Raw genomic sequence first — 15,408 nt, forward strand, 5'->3', positions numbered from 1 at the left:
CTGTCAGCCCGCTGTGTCGGAGGAGGCACGCAAACCCAATCCGGTCAGCCACTCGATGAGGTTCGCGCGCTGAGTGCCGTCGCTCGCCGCCGCGTCGACGAGGGTGCCGCGGCCGTATTCGGGCGTGAACGTCACGTCGGCTCCGAGCCCGACCAGCCGTTCGGCCGCCCGCCGCTGCCCGCCCGCGCAGGCATGCCACAACGCCTGATCGAGCGCGTCCTGCGCGGGAGCACTGTCGGCGACCAGGTCCTCCATGCGGTCGAGCAGGCCGAGCGCGGCCGCGTGCCACAGCTTCTCGACCCGCGCACCCTGTGCCACCAGGAGGCGCGCGACATTCCAGCAGGCGTAGCCGACGGCGTTGTCGAGCGGCGTGCCGATCGAGCCGTCGGGTGCCTCGATGTCCGCGCCTCCGTAGATCAGCACGCGTGCGACGGCTTCGTCGTCGCTGCTGGCCGTCCAGTGCAGTGGAGACTCCCCGCCGTCCGGACGCGCGTTGACATCGGCTCCCGCGGCGATCAACCGTTCGGCGACGAGCGGTCCCTTGGGGAAGTAGCCCGGCCAGTCGCTGACGACGTGCAGCGGCGTGCGCCCGCGGGCCGGCCCGCCCAGCCGACAGTTGGCCAGCTCGGGATGTGCCCGCAATAAGTCCGACAGCCGGTCCACGTCACCTTCGCGGATGGCGGCGAAGATGTTCAGGTGGTCTTCGTCGGTCGGCATCGCGACTCCTCTCAGCAACCGTGCGCCGAGACTACGCGTCCACGCCACTAAGGCGGCGGCTATTGACGGTGTCCTTTATGGTCTCAATCTGAAGCTGGAGAACGAGCTGATGCTCTAGGTAGCGCGGCCGGGTTGGGAAAGAGAAATACCCCGGGGCCCGAGCCGGCAACGCTGCGTGCCGCGGGGCAGTCACGTGGTCTCGCCGGCCAAGGGAATAGGTGGGACACCAGGCAATGGGGTCCCACCCATCCGTGTGCACGACGGAGATTCGCGGGTGCTGCGGTCAGCCGAGGCCGAGCAGGCCGCCGTGCCAGCAGTCGCAATGGTGGTAGTGCCCGCCGAGGCTGAGGTGCAGTCCAAGCAAGATGCTGAGGTCCAGGCCATAGCGGTGGTGCTGGTGGTCGGCTGCGACAGTCGCCTGCCGGGCCGCCGGGTGCGAGGCAGCAGTGGAGGCGGAGGCCGCGCCCGGAGCGGCAAGCAGGATGCCGAGCGCCGCGGCGGGCAGCACGGCGGTCGCCAGAATGCGACGGCGGAGTGTCTTCACGGTAGATCTCCTTCTCCTCGAACGAACAACGGACCTGACCCCGGTCCGGGATCACCCTTCATTCGCCGCTGAGGACCAGCCGGGACGGCTCCGCGGCCGGACGCCACGCCTGTGGGTGACGGGCAGCGCCCGGCCTGCGCGGCAAGGAAGCGGCTCTATCGGCGGAAAAGGCCGGGTGGCTGATTCAGACAAGCCCGATGAGCAAGATCGGTGCGGCAGTCGGCTGCGGAGATCCGCCGGACGGTTCGACGGTGACGCCGATCCGGTCGGCATCGCGCGCCAGCGCCGTGGTGAGACTGCCGTCGCTCGCGTGCAGCAGGCCAGCCGAGCGCGCACCGCGCGGACCCATCAACCAAAACTGGTAGGCCTGGCCGGCAGTCAGTGCCGGAAGCCGGCGAATATCGACTGTCACGAGGCCCGACCGGCGAGAGAGGGTCGCGCTCGCGGCTGCACCGCTGGCGCCGTCCGCGTGGACGGTTGTCGCGTCAGGTGCATTCGAGACGTCGATTGGCACGGCGACTTGTGCCGGTACGGGCCCGGTCGCCGATGTGCCGATACTGATCCCGCCGACCAGCAGTCCGACAGCGGCAGCGACCGCGGCAACAGCGATCCCGGCGCGTTTGTGCCAAACCGGACGCGTGCGGGTGGCCGGCGCGAAGTCGACCTGGGGCGGCAGCTGCCGGGTGACAGCGACAGCGGCGAGGATGCGCTCGCGGAACCCCGACGACGCGCTGTCCGCTGCGGCGACAGCCAGCAAGCCCGCGGTCTCGCGGAACTCCCGGACCTCGTCCGCGCAGACTGGGCACTCGCGAAGGTGCCGGTCGAACTCGGCACGCTCGAGGCCGGTGACCGCGTCGAGCGCGTAGGCGCCGGTGAGGGTGTGGAGATCGGCGGCGCTCATGCAGGTGCTCCCAATGCGCGGCGCAGCCGGATCATTCCGTCGTGGACCCGGGTTTTGACGGTGCTGACCGCGACGCCGAGCCGGTCGGCGGCCTCGCGGCAGGTGAGACCGTGGAAGTAGGTCAGCTGGATCGACTCGCGCTGGAGCGCGGTGAGCCCGCGGAGCGCAGCGCGCACCCGGTCACGATCTATTGTGGACAGTGCGGCCTCTCCGGCGTCGTCGTACGGTCGCCGGAACTCGAGCCGGGCGGCCTTGTCCTGCCGGTTGCGGAACGCTTGTTCGGAGCGGACGCGGTCGATCGCGCGCCGGTGCGCGATGGTCAGCGCCCACGTCAGGACTCTGGTGGTGCGGGACGGGTCGAACCGGGCCGCGTGCCGCCAGATCTCCAGCAGCACCTCCTGCGCGACTTCTTCCGATTGGGCCGGAGAGCGCAGGATCGCCGTGGCCATGCCGTACACCGGCCCGGAAAGACACTCGTACAGCTGGGCGAACGCGCGCTGGTCCCCTCGCGCGGCGAGGACGATCAGGTCTTCCGGGGTCAGCGGGAAGTTTTCCCGCGCTGGTGGCGCTGTGCGGGCGGCGCGGGTGGCGGGCATGCGGGGTCCTTTCCCGGCGAGGGGTCATCGGTGATTCGGCGGCCCGCCCCGCCGGTATTGGTCCGACGCCGCACAAGACGCCCGAGGTCACCCGGCCGAGCGCCGCCGGACCGCGCCGTTCTGCTGGCCGGACATGCCGGAATGCCCGGCGCGGCGTACGTCGCCGCCTCGGTTTTCGTTCACCTGATCGGTGCAGCCGGCCAATCCGGGCCGTCGCCGGCGCCGAACTCGGATCGTCCACGAAGGATCCGTTCTCGCGGCCGGGCGTCCGGCAGCGAGTGACGCCCGCACTCGATGCGCGGGCGGGGAGGAGTTCGTCCGTGTTTGACAAGGATTACGCAGCGTCGATGATCAATCGGAGCGCGGAGAACGACCAGGACCGCCGCCGTTTCCTGCGAGCGGCCGGGATGACCGGGCTAGGAGTGGTGGGCGCCGGCGCGCTCGGCGGACTGACCGCCGGTACCGCGGCAGCCTCGCCGCGCCCGGTCCGGGAGGCGGCCGAAAACGCCGACGCCGCCCAGGTCAGCGACGGCGCGGTGCTCAACTTCGCGCTCAACCTGGAGTATCTCGAAGCCGAGTTCTACCTCCACGCGGTCACCGGACGCGGGCTGCCGGACTCGATGACCACCGGCACCGGAACCCGGGGCGGAGTCACCGGCGGCCGGGCCGTGCGGTTCGAGACCAAGGCCGCCCGCCAATACGCCCGCGAAATCGCCGGCGACGAGAAATCGCACGTCGCGTTTCTGCGCAGCGCGCTGGGTTCCGCGGCCGTGAGCCGGCCGCAGATCGACCTGCAATCCAGTTTCACCGCCGCCGCGCAAGCCGCGGGCCTCGTGAAAAAGGGCCACAGTTTCGACGCATTCGCGTGCGAAGAGAATTTCCTGCTCGCCGCGTTCCTGTTCGAAGACGTCGGCGTGACCGCGTACAAGGGCGCCGCACCGTTGATCAGCAACAAAACCTACCTCGAAGCCGCCGCCGGCATCCTCGCCGTCGAGGCCTACCACGCCGGCAACATCCGCACCGCTCTCTACGAACGCGGCGGCGGCCTGTTCGGCGCCAATTCGCGCGAAGCCACGGTCAAGCTCTCCGACGCCCGCGACAGCCTCGACGGTCCGACCGACGACGACCAAGGCGTCATCGACGACCACGGCAACGCCAACATCGTGCCCGCCGACGCCAACGGCATCGCCTACAGCCGCAGCCCCGGCCAAGTCCTCAACATCGTCTATTTGACCAACAAGGCCGCTACCTCCGGCGGCTTCTTCCCCAAGGGCGTCAACGGAACGGTGAACACCAGCGCCGCGCACTGACCCCGTCGCCGAGGTGCCGGGCCGCCGCCAGCGGTCCGGCACCGAACGGGCGTGACAGCCCGCGTGTTCAGGGCTACCCGACCCGCGACGTCGCGCGGCTGGTGAACCGGAACTCGATCGCGACCGGAATGTCGTTCAGCTCCAACGCTTCTTCAAGCCGCGGCAGGCTCTCCTCGGTGATCCGCCCGCGGATTTCGCCGAGGTCGACGTCCTGCTCGCACGTGACGATCAACGCCAGAGAGGGTTGCTCCCGGGTTCCGGCGAGCGACGCGCTCGCCTTGTGCACTCCGGGATACGCGCGCAGTTCCTCGGCAAAAGGGGCCACCGCGTCGTCCGCGCGCAGTTCGGTGCGTCCGTATGCCGAGTCGGTCTCGAATCGCCATACCCCCGTGCGCGGCCGGTGCGCGAGCTGGGCCAGCAGCCAGCGCAGTGCGAGCAGCCCCACCACTACCGCCGCCGCGGCGATCACGTAGAACACCCAGATCGGCGGCTCTCCGGTGCCCGGCACGAGCGGTGCTTCGGGATCGATGAGCCTGAGCACGCGGAAATGGGTGGCCAGACCGAATCCGCCCGCGGCGAGCAGCACGAGACCGATCACCGCGAGCAGGAACCGATTGAGCGCGGCCGGACGATTCATGACCCCTCCCTCGTAGCCCGGACCCGCACCGACACCGCGGGCCGCCGGGCCGGTGCGATGTGGTCCAGCCGGGATTCGACTGCCGCACGGACGGCGTCGGCCAGCCCGTCGGTCCGGATGCGTGCGGTTTTCACCCGCACCTTGACCTTGCGCGAGCCGGTGGAGAGCCGGGCTCGGTCGACGCCGTCCACCTCCGCGGCGGCCGCACGCAACGCGGACCGGTAGTCCGCGGCAGCGGCACCGGAATCCGGGTCTCCCGTCAGCGGGAGGATCCGGCGTTTGCCCGGCAGCAGCGCGGCCCACACCAGCACGAGCCCGAGCACGGCGACCGCGCCCGAGACCAGCGCCGGAACGAGATCGGTCCAGTGGGCATCGTGGACGGCCGTGACGACCGCGCGATAATCCAGCCACGGCTGATTCCCGGTCAGCCGCTGAATCACCGCGACGGCCACCAGGACGCACACAGCCAGCAGCACCCCGGCGGTCAAGCTCGCCGGAAGAGACCGGCGGGTCCGCCGTTTCATTCCACCCTCCTCTGCCCGACGGCTTCCGCGTGCAAAGCCGTCACCGTGATGCCGACGCGGCGAACCGGCATCCCGGTCAATTCCTCGACCCGCCCGCGCAGATGGCCGCGCACCCGTTCGGTCGTCGCGCCGACCGGGGCCGGGTACTCCAGCGAGATCCGCACGTCCAGCTCGACCTCGCCGCCCGCGATCCGGGCGGACGTTTTCGCCGACCGGTCCAGCGCCTCACCGCCGAGGCTGATCCCGAGCGTCCGCCCGGCCGCCCCGCCGACCCGGTCGATCTCGCCCGCCGCGTGCGCGGCCATCCGCTCGACGGCGTGCTCGCTGATCGTCAGGCTCCCCCGCTCCTCCGCTGCGACAGCCACGGCTCACCCCCGATCGCGGCCGGTGAGCTGCGACAGGTCGAGCTTCCCGTCGAGCAGGCGGCCGACCAGCAGCCCCACCGCGCCCAGCACAAGGACCAGCAAGAACGCGCCGAAGCCGCCGATCGCGGCGGCGATGCCCAGCGCGAGGCCGGTGATCAGTCCCAATCCCGTTGCGTTCACGACACCGTCTCCTTCCGGTTTTCCGACTCGGTTCCCGCCGCGGCCGGCACGTCGACGTCGGCGATGAGCACGTGCACCGGACGGCCGGGCGACGCGACGGCCGCGCGCACCGCGGCCGCCACCTCCCCGGCGGAGAACGGGGACCGGACCGTCACCCCGACGGTGACGTCCTCCTCGGACACCCGCACTCCGCCCACCCGGCCGCCCGCACCGAACGTCGCGACCTGGCCGAACCGGCCGCCGTGCACGTCCACCACGACAGGCAGATCCCGCACCGCGGCGGCGATCCGCTCCGCCTCCGCGAGCAGATTCACTGCACCCGGCCGCTGTCTCCGGAGGCGTCCTCCTCGTCGTCGGACGGCAGGTGCAGGTCGCCCACGTTGATGTTGACCTCGACCACCTCCAGCCCGGTCATGCCTTCCACCGCGCTGATCACGTTCCGCCGGATCGAGCGCGCCACCTCCGCGATCGAAACGCCGTACTCGACCACGATCTGCAGATCCACCGCGGCCTGCTTCTCCCCCACCTCGACCGAAACACCCTGCCCGGCCGACGCCGTCGCACCCGGGATCCGCTCGCGCAGCGCCGAAAACGCCCGAGCCGCACCACCGCCCAGGTCGTACACGCCCGGGATCTCCCGCGTCGCCAGCCCCGCGATCTTCTGCACCACCACGTCCGCGACCGTCGTCGTCCCCTGCGAACTGGTCAGCGGCCCGGCATTGACCTTCTCCACGTCCTGGGACTTGGCCGCCCTGTCAGTCGTCGAAGCCATCGAATCTCCTCCAGTCGGTTCCCGTTGTTCAGTTCATCGGTTCGACTCGCTGGCCACGCAAAACTCACGCCCCGAACGAGTGGCGACGATCACATCATCGGGTGAGTGACGATTCGCGCTCCGCATTGTCCATCACGCTGGAATTCGTTGTTACGCCCGTTGAAGGAGGACATCCATGTCGATGGACGACAAGATCGGCGCCAAGGCGGACGACCTCGGCGGCAAGGCCAAGGAAGCCGCCGGTTCGCTGACCGGCAACGAGAAACTGCAGAACGAAGGCAACGCCGACCAGGCGAAGGCCGGGCTCAAAGAAGCCGCGGAAAACGTGAAGGACGCTCTCGGCGGCGCGGCGGACAAAGTCAAGAACGCACTGAAGAAAGACTGATCTACCCACCGTGCGCACGCGGGGCCCCGCAGCTGTTTCGAGTCCCCGCGCCCACCCCGGAATTGCTGCTGAAAAGTCCAGGAAACGCGGCTCTCCGGCGTGCGCGATTCTTCCCGCGGGGGCACCCGGATTTGACCGCCGGGTCCGCCCGCGGCATTCCCGGTCAACCGCGGTTCGTCCCGCGAAAGTCAGGAGGGTGCTGTGCTGGCATTGCTCGGTTTGCTGCTGGTCGTCTGGCTGGCGTGCATCGTGCTCGGAGTGGTGGTCAAGGGCTTGTTCTGGCTGATCATCGTGGGAGCGATCCTGTTCGTCGCGACCGCCGTGATCGGTTTCGTGAAGCGAAAGGCGCTGGAACGCGGCTGACGCCCTCGGCGCACTTGCGCCAGCAGGCCGGTCCGGCATGAGTGCGGCCGAACCCAGGTCAGGCGCTGACCAACGGCTTCACCACTCTGTTTCGCGCGGGGTCGCGGGCCGGCCGGCGCCGCGAGCCTGGAGTGAGCAGGCTGTGGCACCGGCCGGCGGGACGCTGCCGCTGTCGCGTCCCCCGACGGCGAATGTCACGCGCCTCGCCGTCAGTCTGTGGTGGCGCAAGGGTTTCGGGTGCGAGCAGCGAGACACGGCCGTCGCGGCTCGAGGTGATCGACGGAGCCGCGACGGCCGCTGTTTTCCGGGTTCCCGCAAGCAGGGGAGGAAGCCCGGAGCCCTGGTGCTACTTGTTCGTGCCCGGGGTGAGCACCTTGTCGATCACGAACACCGTGGCGTTCTTGGTCGGGATGTTGCCGCAGAGGATCTTCGCGCCGTTGACGGTCATGTTGTCGCCGGAGCCTTCGATCTTGATCGGCCCGCCCGCGGTGTTGAGGGAGGTCACGTCACCTGCGGAGGTGAGGCCCTTCGCGTCGTAGCGCTTGCCCAGGACGTGGTACTGCAGGATCGGCGCGAGCTGGTCCGGCTTGCCCGCCAGCTCCTTGAACTTCGCGTCGCCCAGCGCCTCGAACGCGGAGTCGGCGGGGGCGAACACGGTGATCGCCTGCTGGCTGTTGAGGGTGTCGACCAGGTTCGTGGCCTTGACCGCCGCGACCAGCTTGGTCAGCAACGGGTTCGTCGACGCGGCGGAGGCGACCGGCTGCGGGCCCATCGAGTCGAGCGAACCGGGGGCGTTGCCCTGCGGCAGCTTCGAGCACGCCGGGCCGAACACGTCGGCATTCGTCGTCACGCCGTCGCCCGAGGAAGCGCTGCTGGACATCGGCGCGGACATCGAGCTCGACATCGGCGCGGGCGCGCTGCTGGAGCTGCCGCTGCCGGACGAGTTGCCGCTGCACGCGGTCAGGGTCAGCGCGGCTGCCGCGGTAAGGCCGACACCTGCGACGCGGAACTTGTTCACGATGATTCACTCCTAGTTGAGCGGCGGTAGCAGTCCGTCGGAACTGCCTGATGCCGGTCATTCGGCGCGGCTGCCGGAGCGGATGGGTCGGCGGAGCGAAAAACCCGATCGGGTGAACGAAATGCCTGTCTGCCTCGCGCGGCAGGCCGGTCCGGCACGGGAATCGCGGGCAAGGCCAATCTTTCGACCGGGTCGGCGACGAAGGACCGGGAGAAGGCAAGCAGACAGGCTTGCCGCCGACAGGCGACGCGGAGGCAGCCGGCGATGCACAGCACAGCGAGTCCCACCTGGGCCTGCCACCCGCGCGAACACCGGAATCCCTTGCGGGAGCTGGAATCACCGGTCGACCCGCTCGGCCGGAACGCTCTCTGGCAGCACGGCAACGCCGCGTTGCCCACCGAACCACACGAAAACGGCGGTCCACTGTCATGAACGCGCACGCGAACCGGAAGTCCTCTGCTGCCGGAACCCCGGACCGGCTGGCGTGGTGGACAGGCGCGCTCTTGGGCGTCCTCGCCCTCGCGGCGGCGCTTGCCGCCGGGCACCTGGTCGCAGGCCTGATCTCGATCAACGCGTCTCCCTATCTCGCGGTGGGCAACGGGGCGATCGACCTGACCCCGGTGGAGCTGAAGGATTTCGCCGTACGAACCTTCGGCACTTACGACAAGCTGGTTCTCCTGAGCGGCATGGCGGCGGTAATGGTCTTGGCGGCCGCCGCGGCGGGCGTGGCGTCGCGCCGGACCCCCGTGCCGGGCACCGTCGTGATCATCGGGTTCGGTCTCGTCGGGGCGTTCGCCGTTTACGAACGCCCCGACCTGACCGCGGTGGCGTTGCTGGCCCCGCTGGCGAGCCTGATCGCCGGGGTCGCCGTATTCGTCGGATTGCACCGGTTGGCCCGCCGTTCTCGCCAAGAGAAAGGCGAAGAACAGGGCACCTCGCGGCGGACGGTGCTGCTGGCCGGAGCCGGAGTGGTCGTCGGAGCCGGCACCGCGGCCACGGCAGGCGAACTGCTCGCCGGGACCCGCGACGCGAACGCGTCCCGCACCGCGGTCGGGCGGCTCGTCCCCGCCCGCACAGCACCGTCGATACCCGCGGACGCGGACTTCGCCAAACTGGGCACACCGACTTTTCTCACCCGCAACAACGACTTCTACCGGGTCGACACCGCGCTGACGGTTCCGCAGGTCCGAGCGGAGGACTGGAGCCTCCGGCTGCACGGCATGGTCGGGCGCGAACAGCGCTACCGCTACTCCGACATCCGCGACCGGCCGCTCGTCGAACGCACGATCACCATGACGTGCGTCTCCAACGAGGTCGGCGGCACCTACGTGTCCACCGCGGACTTCATCGGCGTGGACCTGGCCGATCTGCTGGACGAAGCCGGAATCCGGCCTGGCGCGGAACAATTGTTCTCGACCAGTGTGGACGGATGGACCTCCGGCAGCCCCGTCGCCGCCGCGACGGACCGGAACCGGGGCGCGATGCTGGCCATCGGGATGAACGGCGAACCGCTGCCGATCGAACACGGATTCCCGGCCCGGCTGGTGATTCCCGGCCTGTACGGCTATGTCTCGGCGACGAAATGGGTCACCGACCTCGAAGTCACCACCTGGCAGGCGAAGCAGGCGTATTGGCTCAAACGAGGCTGGGGCCGCGAAGCGCCGATCAAAACCGAATCGCGGATCGACTCCCCGAAAGGATTCGACACCGTCCCCGCCGGAAAGGTGCGCGTCGCCGGGATCGCGTGGGCTCAGCACACCGGGATCGAAAAGGTCGAAGTGCGCCTGGACAACGGGCCGTGGCAGGAAACGATGCTGTCCGCCGAGGTCAACAGCAACACGTGGCGGATGTGGTGGACCGAACTCGACGTGCGGCCGGGCAGCCGCCAAGTGGTTTGCCGCGCCACGGACAAATCCGGCTACATCCAGACCGATCAGCGCGCCGGGACGGTGCCCGACGGGGCGACCGGATGGCATTCGATCACGTTCATCGCCCAGTGATCCGCACCCCTGAAGCGAGACGACGACAACATCCACACAGCCCGTTCCCGGCTTAGGCTGAAGCCATGGCCGACACGACACCGCCGACCCCGCAGGAAGCGTTCGACCTGCTCATGGCCGGCAACCAGCGCTTCGTCACCAGCACGCCGGAACACCCCAACCAGGACGCGGCCCGGCGCGCGGCGATCGCACCGAACCAGCACCCCTTCGCCGTCCTGTTCGGCTGCTCCGACTCCCGCCTCGCCGCCGAAATCATCTTCGACCGCGGCCTCGGCGACCTCTTCGTCGTGCGCACCGCCGGCCAGGTCATCGGCGGCGAAGTCCTCGGCAGCATCGAATACGGCGTCGACCTGCTCAACTGCCCCCTCGTCGTCGTCCTCGGCCACGACTCCTGCGGCGCCGTCGGCGCCGCCCGCGCCGCACTCGAGGACGGGCTCGCGCCGGTCGGCTACGTCCGCGACGTCGTCGAAAAAGTCACCCCCAGCGTCCTCGCCGCACGAGCGGCAGGCCGGATCGAACCACACGAAATCCTCGCCGAACACGTCAAACACACCGTCGACCTGCTGCTCGACCGCTCCCGCGTACTCGCCGACCGCGTCGCCGACGGCCGCGCCGCCGTCGTCGGCCTCCGCTACCGCCTCGCCGACGGAAGCGCCGAAGTCGTGGCCGCACACGGCATCGACGTCCCCACCGCCAACGCGGTGTCCTGATCGAACCGGGTCAGGGGCGAGGGCCCGCAGCACGGCGAAGGCGGTTCGCGATCGCGAGGCCCAGCCCCTTCTCCTCCGGAAGCGACGCGACAATCACGTCGCATCCCTTCCGGTCCAGCTCGCGCAGAAAACCGTAAAGACCGCGGGCGTACTCGGCCGTCGAAGCCGGAACCGCCACCACAGCACGGACTTCCAGCGCTACGCCCTCTTGGGAAGGCGGCAGGAAAACACCCACCCGGTGCCCGAGTCCCCGTGCACGCTCCGCTTCGACGACCACCTGGCCGGGCTCGACGAGAACCACCCGCGCCCGCGGCGCGTAATGCGACGGATGCTGGCCGGGAACCCGGATCGGGCTCGACGACGGCACCTCGAGCGAGCCGCCGAGCACGGCTTCGAGGTCTTCCCTGGGCACCCCGCCGGGCCGAAGGATGCTGAGAGTGTCGCCGGTGGCGTCGACGATGGTCGACTCGACGCCGACCTGGCAGGAGCCGCCGTCCAGCACGAAATCGACGGCATCGCCCAGCTCCGCACGGACATCATCCGCCGTGGTCGGGCTGACCGAGCCGAACCGGTTGGCCGACGGAGCCGCCACGCCGCCGCCGAACGCCGACAGCAGCGCCAGCGCCACCGGATGGCCGGGAACCCGCACCCCCACCGTCTCCAGGCCCCCGGTCGCCGCCGACGACACCCGCGGGCCGCGCCGCAACACCAAGGTGAGCGGGCCCGGCCAGAACTGTTCGGCCAGCAGCCGGGCGGGCTCGGGCACCTTCTCGACCCAGCCGTCCAGATACTCGGCACCGGCGACATGAACAATCAGCGGATGCGTGGGCGGACGCCCCTTCGCCTGGTAAATACGCGAAACCGCGGCCGGATCCGAGGCATCCGCGCCCAGGCCGTAGACCGTCTCGGTCGGGAAGGCCACCAAGCCTCCGTCGCGCAGCACCCCGGCCGCCTTCTCGATGTCGCCAGCTGCCGCGGTCACGCTCGCACTCTCTTCTGTCCGGACGGTTCTCGCCCTCGGGCGGGCGCTGCTGTCCATCCGAGAGGCGAAGGTGTTCGTCAGCCTAAGGCGTGCGGGTCCTGCGCTGGCAGCGCGGCTGCGGCGAACCGTGCCTCCACCGTCGAACCGGCCGGATCCGAGTGCATCCGCACCAAGTCCGCGAGATGGATGTGGTGGTACAGCACAACCTCGGCCACGTCGGAAACCCCTCCCTCGAACGATCCAATTATCTGGAACGTTCGGCAACGCCAGCCTGTTCGGCTATGGAGAACAACCCTCCGGACTATCCGCTGGCCGATCGGATGGCGTTGACCAGCCCTGCCCAGGTGAAGGCGATCAGGCACTCCTTGCGCACGGCCATCCTGCAGCTGCTGCACGAGCGAGCAGCGACCGTGACCGAGCTCGCGACCGCGCTGGACCGTCCCAAGAGCACCGTCGCGCACCACGTCCAGGTCCTCGCCGGCAACGACCTGCTGCAGGTGGTGCGCACGCGCCGCGTCCGGGCGGTCGAGGAACGGTTCTACGGCCGCACCGCCCGCCTGTTCTTCGTCGCCGCAGGGCAAGCCATCCCAGACGCCGCGGCCGCGGGAGACTTCAACGACCTCGATGTCGCGGCACGCGAATCCGCAGCAGCCTTCGAAAAGGGGCGACTGTGGGGTTTCAACCGGCACGCACGCATCTCCGCCGACTAAGCTTCCCAATTCTGGGAAAGAATGGCGCAGCTCGTCGAAGAGTTCGACCGCCTGCCGCGATCCGGGCACACCACCTACGGCTTCGCGATCGGCCTCTACCCCACCGACCGGCCAAGCCTGCCGCCGCGAACGGACTGAGCAACCCAAGCCAGCGCGAGCATGCACGTGCTGCTTCGGTGCATGATCGCGGTCCCAGCATGACGAACAGCCGTTTGCGTTCCTCACCGTTCCAGTCGGCGAGGGGCGTCGCAGAGAGCCCTGGCGTTGTCCCGAATAGGTCGCTGCACATCGGGCGCACCGCGTTGTCACTGAGACCGACCAGGACGGAGAGGCCGATCCCTGCACGGGCACACAACCCGCGGAACGATGCGTTCGAGAGGCTTGGGCTGGCTCCGCACCGACCGGTCTATCCGCGACACCGAACAGCGCTGACCAAAGCCGGCAAGCCCCCGTTTACCGTCCTCGTGGTCCTCTGGCGCAGGCATTGATCCGGGAGTGCCGCAGGACCCGGTGGCATCGATCGACCGCGGCTCGGAGAAATCGGAGGTCAGCCCGGCGCGAGCGCCCCGGCCGGGAAGCGGGCGCGCAGCCATTCCCCCATTTCCGCGCCCGCCAGCGTCGCCCCGGAGGTCATCCCTTCCCGCAGCGGAGCGCCGAAATGGCGCCCCGGCACCCGCACGTGCGTGATGTCCGCGGCGCCGCTCAGATCGCGGAACCGCTGGGCGTCGGCCGGGAAACACGCCTGGTCGCCGGTCAGTTCCACCAGCAGCGTCGGCACTGTGACGTCGGGCAAGCAGGCCGCCAGGTCCGCGTTCCCCGAAATCGCCGACCAGGTCGACAGCCACGAATCCGGGGTCGTCAGGCGGCCGAAGCCGAGGACTCCGTAGTTGGTGAGGTCCGGGCGGCGGCCGAACAGCGAGCCGTACGGGCGGTCGTTCGGGTCGAGGGACAGGTCGACCGAGCGTAGGTCGGCGTCGGTGCGGTAGACGGTCAGGACGCCGGTGGCCAACGCGGTCCGGCGATCGGCGGCATCTCGGGTTTCGCCGTACCTGCGCCGGGCCGCCGCGGACTGCTCGGCGAGTTCGCGGGCCACCGCGTCGATTCGGGCTATCCGGTCGTACTGCGCCTTTCGATAGGCCGCGACGAACTCTTGCGAGTACGCGGACGTGCCGGGCGGTTCGGCGAAGCCGTTGGCCGGAAGGTATGGGTCCAGGCCCGGGGCGGCCGAGCGCGGGTCCCGCTCGTCGACGACCGACGGGTCGATCAGCCGCAGCAGCAGCGCGCCCTGTCCGGGGTGCGGGGCCATCATCAGGAACCCGTCCGCGACCGGCATTTCGGCTTCTCCCAGCGGAACCGGTTTCCCGCTGGGGGTCCGGCGCAGCCGCTCGGACGCCGGGCGGGCGGCCTGCTGGAGGTAGAACGCGGCCAGCGCGGCGCCGCCGGAGTGTCCGATGAGGACTACCCGCGAGAATCCCTTGTCCCGCAGGAAAACGTTCCCGGCGGCCAGGTCGAGCAGGGCTTGCTCGTGCAGCAACGTCAGGTCGTTGCCGACCGTCCGGGTGCCCTGGGTCCACACCGCGTATCCCTGGCTCAGCAGCTCCGGCACCAGCACGTGATGCGAGAAGTCTTGCCGCGGATGCATCAGCACGGCCACGGTGGTCGCGCCCGGGACTGTCCGCAGCAGACCGTTCACGCTCGCGCCGTCGCTTGTGGCGAGCTGGTGCGCGGTCGTGGTGGTCGCTTCGGGCAGCTCCGCAGGAGCGAGATACCGGCCGACGCCGAGTCCGTTCTCAGCCATGCGACCGCCTTTCGACCCGCAGCGCGTTCTTGTCGTGCTGAGTGATCACGGATCCTTCCAGTCCGGCCACCGCGCTGTACCAGACCGCGTGCCGGCAGCCGGTCGAGCGCCGGTCGATCACGATGGTTTCCGGTGCGGTGATCCGGAAATACGGCCCGACCCGGTCGACGGTGTTGTGGTCGTCCTGCCGCGCGACGTCGACCACGCCGACGTTTTCAGGCACGTCGAGAACGTAGAACCGGGCCATGTCAGACCAGCTCCTTCCCCGCCGGCTCCCACGACGCCGCCCGCTCGACGATCAGCTCGGCCTTGCGGGTCAGCAGCTGGTCCATCGACGGCGCCTCGCCGGACACGACGTCGCACAGCGCCTGCAAGGTCAGCTCCGCGTCGAGGTCCTCCTGCGGCGTAACCGGGCGCAGCGCGCGGGTTATCTCGACCATGTAGCCGTTCGGGTCGTGCGTGTAAATGGACTCGATGGTCTCGTGCATGACCTGCATTTCCACCGGCCACTCCGATTCGTCCAGGCGGCGGCGGTACTCCAGCAGGTCTTCCTCGTCCTCGACGTTGATCGCGAGATGCCTGCTGTCGGCGAAGAACTTCGGCGTGCCGTGCGGCAGCCGGGCCCAGGCGTCGCCGGGCGCGGTCTGGTCGCCCGCCGGTTCCCAGCCGAAGTAGTAGAAGAACGCCAGCCGGTCGCCGCCGCCGATGTCGAAGAAGAAGTGGAGGAAGTCCGGGTGCCGTTCCGGGCCCCAGCCGGCCGCGCAGATCGAGTGGACGATCGGGAACTTGAGCACGTCGCGGTAGAACCGGACGGTGGCGGCCGGGTCGAAGGTCGGGAACGCGGCGTGGTCGACCCCGCGCACGCGGTGCACTGGCTTGTCAGTCATGGAAACTCC

22 protein-coding genes are annotated in these 15,408 nt (G+C 69.7%); 6 read left to right on the forward strand and 16 right to left on the reverse strand.

Translation table 11 applies throughout. The features are described from left to right. Window positions 1-3: 3 nt before the first annotated feature. The 4 genes from AB5I40_RS06735 to AB5I40_RS06750 form a co-directional block, all read right to left on the reverse strand. Complete coding sequence (locus AB5I40_RS06735; RefSeq protein ID WP_370937548.1) at window positions 4-717, reverse strand: ankyrin repeat domain-containing protein; 714 nt, start codon at window positions 715-717, stop codon at window positions 4-6. 283 nt (window positions 718-1,000) lie between these two features. Beyond that, window positions 1,001-1,261: a hypothetical protein gene (locus AB5I40_RS06740; protein WP_370937549.1), complete on the reverse strand. Its 261-nt coding sequence runs from the start codon at window positions 1,259-1,261 to the stop codon at window positions 1,001-1,003. Between the two features lie 184 nt (window positions 1,262-1,445). After that, window positions 1,446-2,162 carry an anti-sigma factor domain-containing protein gene (locus tag AB5I40_RS06745; protein ID WP_370937550.1) on the reverse strand — a complete coding sequence of 239 codons (717 nt, stop codon included), beginning with the start codon at window positions 2,160-2,162 and terminating at the stop codon, window positions 1,446-1,448. After that, window positions 2,159-2,758, reverse strand: coding sequence for a sigma-70 family RNA polymerase sigma factor (locus tag AB5I40_RS06750; protein ID WP_370937551.1), 600 nt, complete (start codon window positions 2,756-2,758; stop codon window positions 2,159-2,161). Before AB5I40_RS06750 ends, AB5I40_RS06745 begins: the two co-directional genes overlap by 4 nt. A gap of 320 nt (window positions 2,759-3,078) precedes the next feature. Between AB5I40_RS06750 and AB5I40_RS06755 the strand changes: the two genes are divergently transcribed. Continuing rightward, a complete protein-coding gene (locus AB5I40_RS06755) occupies window positions 3,079-4,068 on the forward strand; it encodes a ferritin-like domain-containing protein (RefSeq protein WP_370937552.1) in 990 nt (329 codons plus the stop codon). Between the two features lie 73 nt (window positions 4,069-4,141). Here AB5I40_RS06755 and AB5I40_RS06760 read toward each other — a convergent pair whose 3' ends face one another. From AB5I40_RS06760 to AB5I40_RS06785, 6 genes are read right to left on the reverse strand one after another with little or no spacing between them, the layout of a single operon-like run. After that, the gene (locus AB5I40_RS06760) at window positions 4,142-4,705 is read right to left on the reverse strand and encodes an alkaline shock response membrane anchor protein AmaP (protein WP_370937553.1); all 564 of its coding nucleotides are present in this window, start codon (window positions 4,703-4,705) and stop codon (window positions 4,142-4,144) included. Further along, window positions 4,702-5,229 carry a DUF6286 domain-containing protein gene (locus tag AB5I40_RS06765; RefSeq protein WP_370937554.1) on the reverse strand — a complete coding sequence of 176 codons (528 nt, stop codon included), beginning with the start codon at window positions 5,227-5,229 and terminating at the stop codon, window positions 4,702-4,704. Before AB5I40_RS06765 ends, AB5I40_RS06760 begins: the two co-directional genes overlap by 4 nt. Then, on the reverse strand, window positions 5,226-5,594 hold the full coding sequence (locus AB5I40_RS06770) for an Asp23/Gls24 family envelope stress response protein (protein WP_370937555.1): 369 nt from the start codon (window positions 5,592-5,594) through the stop codon (window positions 5,226-5,228). The genes AB5I40_RS06765 and AB5I40_RS06770 overlap by 4 nt, the downstream gene beginning before the upstream one ends. A gap of 3 nt (window positions 5,595-5,597) precedes the next feature. Then, entirely contained in the window at window positions 5,598-5,774 is a 177-nt protein-coding gene (locus tag AB5I40_RS06775) for a hypothetical protein (RefSeq protein ID WP_344275056.1), read from the reverse strand. Continuing rightward, a complete protein-coding gene (locus tag AB5I40_RS06780; protein WP_370937556.1) occupies window positions 5,771-6,088 on the reverse strand; it encodes a hypothetical protein in 318 nt (105 codons plus the stop codon). The genes AB5I40_RS06775 and AB5I40_RS06780 overlap by 4 nt, the downstream gene beginning before the upstream one ends. Next, window positions 6,085-6,546 (reverse strand): Asp23/Gls24 family envelope stress response protein, encoded by a 462-nt coding sequence (locus AB5I40_RS06785; protein ID WP_370937557.1) that lies wholly within the window; start codon window positions 6,544-6,546, stop codon window positions 6,085-6,087. Before AB5I40_RS06785 ends, AB5I40_RS06780 begins: the two co-directional genes overlap by 4 nt. A 175-nt stretch (window positions 6,547-6,721) precedes the next feature. Here AB5I40_RS06785 and AB5I40_RS06790 point away from each other — a divergent pair, with 175 nt between their 5' ends. Both AB5I40_RS06790 and AB5I40_RS06795 read left to right on the forward strand, forming a co-directional pair. After that, window positions 6,722-6,931, forward strand: a complete 210-nt coding sequence (locus AB5I40_RS06790) for a CsbD family protein (protein ID WP_370937558.1) — start codon at window positions 6,722-6,724, stop codon at window positions 6,929-6,931. Between the two features lie 201 nt (window positions 6,932-7,132). Then, window positions 7,133-7,294: a hypothetical protein gene (locus tag AB5I40_RS06795; protein WP_370937559.1), complete on the forward strand. Its 162-nt coding sequence runs from the start codon at window positions 7,133-7,135 to the stop codon at window positions 7,292-7,294. A 346-nt stretch (window positions 7,295-7,640) separates the two neighbouring features. Here the strand turns inward: AB5I40_RS06795 and AB5I40_RS06800 are convergent, their stop codons facing one another. Then, the gene (locus AB5I40_RS06800) at window positions 7,641-8,312 is read right to left on the reverse strand and encodes a fasciclin domain-containing protein (RefSeq protein WP_370937560.1); all 672 of its coding nucleotides are present in this window, start codon (window positions 8,310-8,312) and stop codon (window positions 7,641-7,643) included. 428 nt (window positions 8,313-8,740) lie between these two features. On the opposite strand from AB5I40_RS06800, the gene AB5I40_RS06805 reads away from it, so the two are divergent. Next, the gene (locus tag AB5I40_RS06805; protein ID WP_370937561.1) at window positions 8,741-10,312 is read left to right on the forward strand and encodes a molybdopterin-dependent oxidoreductase; all 1,572 of its coding nucleotides are present in this window, start codon (window positions 8,741-8,743) and stop codon (window positions 10,310-10,312) included. 65 nt (window positions 10,313-10,377) lie between these two features. Then, window positions 10,378-11,022, forward strand: a complete 645-nt coding sequence (locus AB5I40_RS06810) for a carbonic anhydrase (protein ID WP_370937562.1) — start codon at window positions 10,378-10,380, stop codon at window positions 11,020-11,022. A 10-nt stretch (window positions 11,023-11,032) separates the two neighbouring features. Here the strand turns inward: AB5I40_RS06810 and AB5I40_RS06815 are convergent, their stop codons facing one another. Together AB5I40_RS06815 and AB5I40_RS06820 are read right to left on the reverse strand one after the other, a co-directional pair. Next, the gene (locus AB5I40_RS06815) at window positions 11,033-12,004 is read right to left on the reverse strand and encodes an L-threonylcarbamoyladenylate synthase (RefSeq protein WP_370937563.1); all 972 of its coding nucleotides are present in this window, start codon (window positions 12,002-12,004) and stop codon (window positions 11,033-11,035) included. Between the two features lie 77 nt (window positions 12,005-12,081). Further along, a complete protein-coding gene (locus tag AB5I40_RS06820; RefSeq protein WP_370937564.1) occupies window positions 12,082-12,219 on the reverse strand; it encodes a hypothetical protein in 138 nt (45 codons plus the stop codon). Window positions 12,220-12,285: 66 nt separating this feature from the next. Here AB5I40_RS06820 and AB5I40_RS06825 point away from each other — a divergent pair, with 66 nt between their 5' ends. Then, window positions 12,286-12,714 carry an ArsR/SmtB family transcription factor gene (locus tag AB5I40_RS06825; RefSeq protein WP_370937565.1) on the forward strand — a complete coding sequence of 143 codons (429 nt, stop codon included), beginning with the start codon at window positions 12,286-12,288 and terminating at the stop codon, window positions 12,712-12,714. 547 nt (window positions 12,715-13,261) lie between these two features. On the opposite strand, the gene AB5I40_RS06830 is transcribed toward AB5I40_RS06825, so the two are convergent. From AB5I40_RS06830 to AB5I40_RS06840, 3 genes are read right to left on the reverse strand one after another with little or no spacing between them, the layout of a single operon-like run. Next, window positions 13,262-14,512, reverse strand: a complete 1,251-nt coding sequence (locus tag AB5I40_RS06830; protein WP_370937566.1) for an alpha/beta hydrolase — start codon at window positions 14,510-14,512, stop codon at window positions 13,262-13,264. After that, entirely contained in the window at window positions 14,505-14,759 is a 255-nt protein-coding gene (locus tag AB5I40_RS06835) for a hypothetical protein (protein WP_370937567.1), read from the reverse strand. Before AB5I40_RS06835 ends, AB5I40_RS06830 begins: the two co-directional genes overlap by 8 nt. Window position 14,760: 1 nt before the next feature. Further along, a complete protein-coding gene (locus AB5I40_RS06840; protein ID WP_370937568.1) occupies window positions 14,761-15,399 on the reverse strand; it encodes a VOC family protein in 639 nt (212 codons plus the stop codon). Window positions 15,400-15,408 lie beyond the last annotated feature (9 nt).

It is taken from the genome of Amycolatopsis sp. cg13 (genome assembly GCF_041346965.1).
In the GTDB taxonomy this organism is placed as follows: Bacteria; Actinomycetota; Actinomycetes; order Mycobacteriales; family Pseudonocardiaceae; genus Amycolatopsis.

What these genes read in the sequence shown, in the direction of transcription:
- AB5I40_RS06790 (WP_370937558.1), top strand. Translation starts at nt 6,722, where the DNA reads ATGTCGATGGACGACAAGATCGGCGCCAAGGCGGACGACCTCGGCGGC.
- AB5I40_RS06805 (WP_370937561.1), top strand. Translation starts at nt 8,741, where the DNA reads ATGAACGCGCACGCGAACCGGAAGTCCTCTGCTGCCGGAACCCCGGAC.
- AB5I40_RS06840 (WP_370937568.1), bottom strand. Translation starts at nt 15,399, where the DNA reads ATGACTGACAAGCCAGTGCACCGCGTGCGCGGGGTCGACCACGCCGCG.
- AB5I40_RS06735 (WP_370937548.1), bottom strand. Translation starts at nt 717, where the DNA reads ATGCCGACCGACGAAGACCACCTGAACATCTTCGCCGCCATCCGCGAA.
- AB5I40_RS06830 (WP_370937566.1), bottom strand. Translation starts at nt 14,512, where the DNA reads ATGGCTGAGAACGGACTCGGCGTCGGCCGGTATCTCGCTCCTGCGGAG.
- AB5I40_RS06810 (WP_370937562.1), top strand. Translation starts at nt 10,378, where the DNA reads ATGGCCGACACGACACCGCCGACCCCGCAGGAAGCGTTCGACCTGCTC.
- AB5I40_RS06825 (WP_370937565.1), top strand. Translation starts at nt 12,286, where the DNA reads ATGGAGAACAACCCTCCGGACTATCCGCTGGCCGATCGGATGGCGTTG.
- AB5I40_RS06745 (WP_370937550.1), bottom strand. Translation starts at nt 2,162, where the DNA reads ATGAGCGCCGCCGATCTCCACACCCTCACCGGCGCCTACGCGCTCGAC.
- AB5I40_RS06750 (WP_370937551.1), bottom strand. Translation starts at nt 2,758, where the DNA reads ATGCCCGCCACCCGCGCCGCCCGCACAGCGCCACCAGCGCGGGAAAAC.
- AB5I40_RS06835 (WP_370937567.1), bottom strand. Translation starts at nt 14,759, where the DNA reads ATGGCCCGGTTCTACGTTCTCGACGTGCCTGAAAACGTCGGCGTGGTC.
- AB5I40_RS06765 (WP_370937554.1), bottom strand. Translation starts at nt 5,229, where the DNA reads ATGAAACGGCGGACCCGCCGGTCTCTTCCGGCGAGCTTGACCGCCGGG.
- AB5I40_RS06760 (WP_370937553.1), bottom strand. Translation starts at nt 4,705, where the DNA reads ATGAATCGTCCGGCCGCGCTCAATCGGTTCCTGCTCGCGGTGATCGGT.
- AB5I40_RS06785 (WP_370937557.1), bottom strand. Translation starts at nt 6,546, where the DNA reads ATGGCTTCGACGACTGACAGGGCGGCCAAGTCCCAGGACGTGGAGAAG.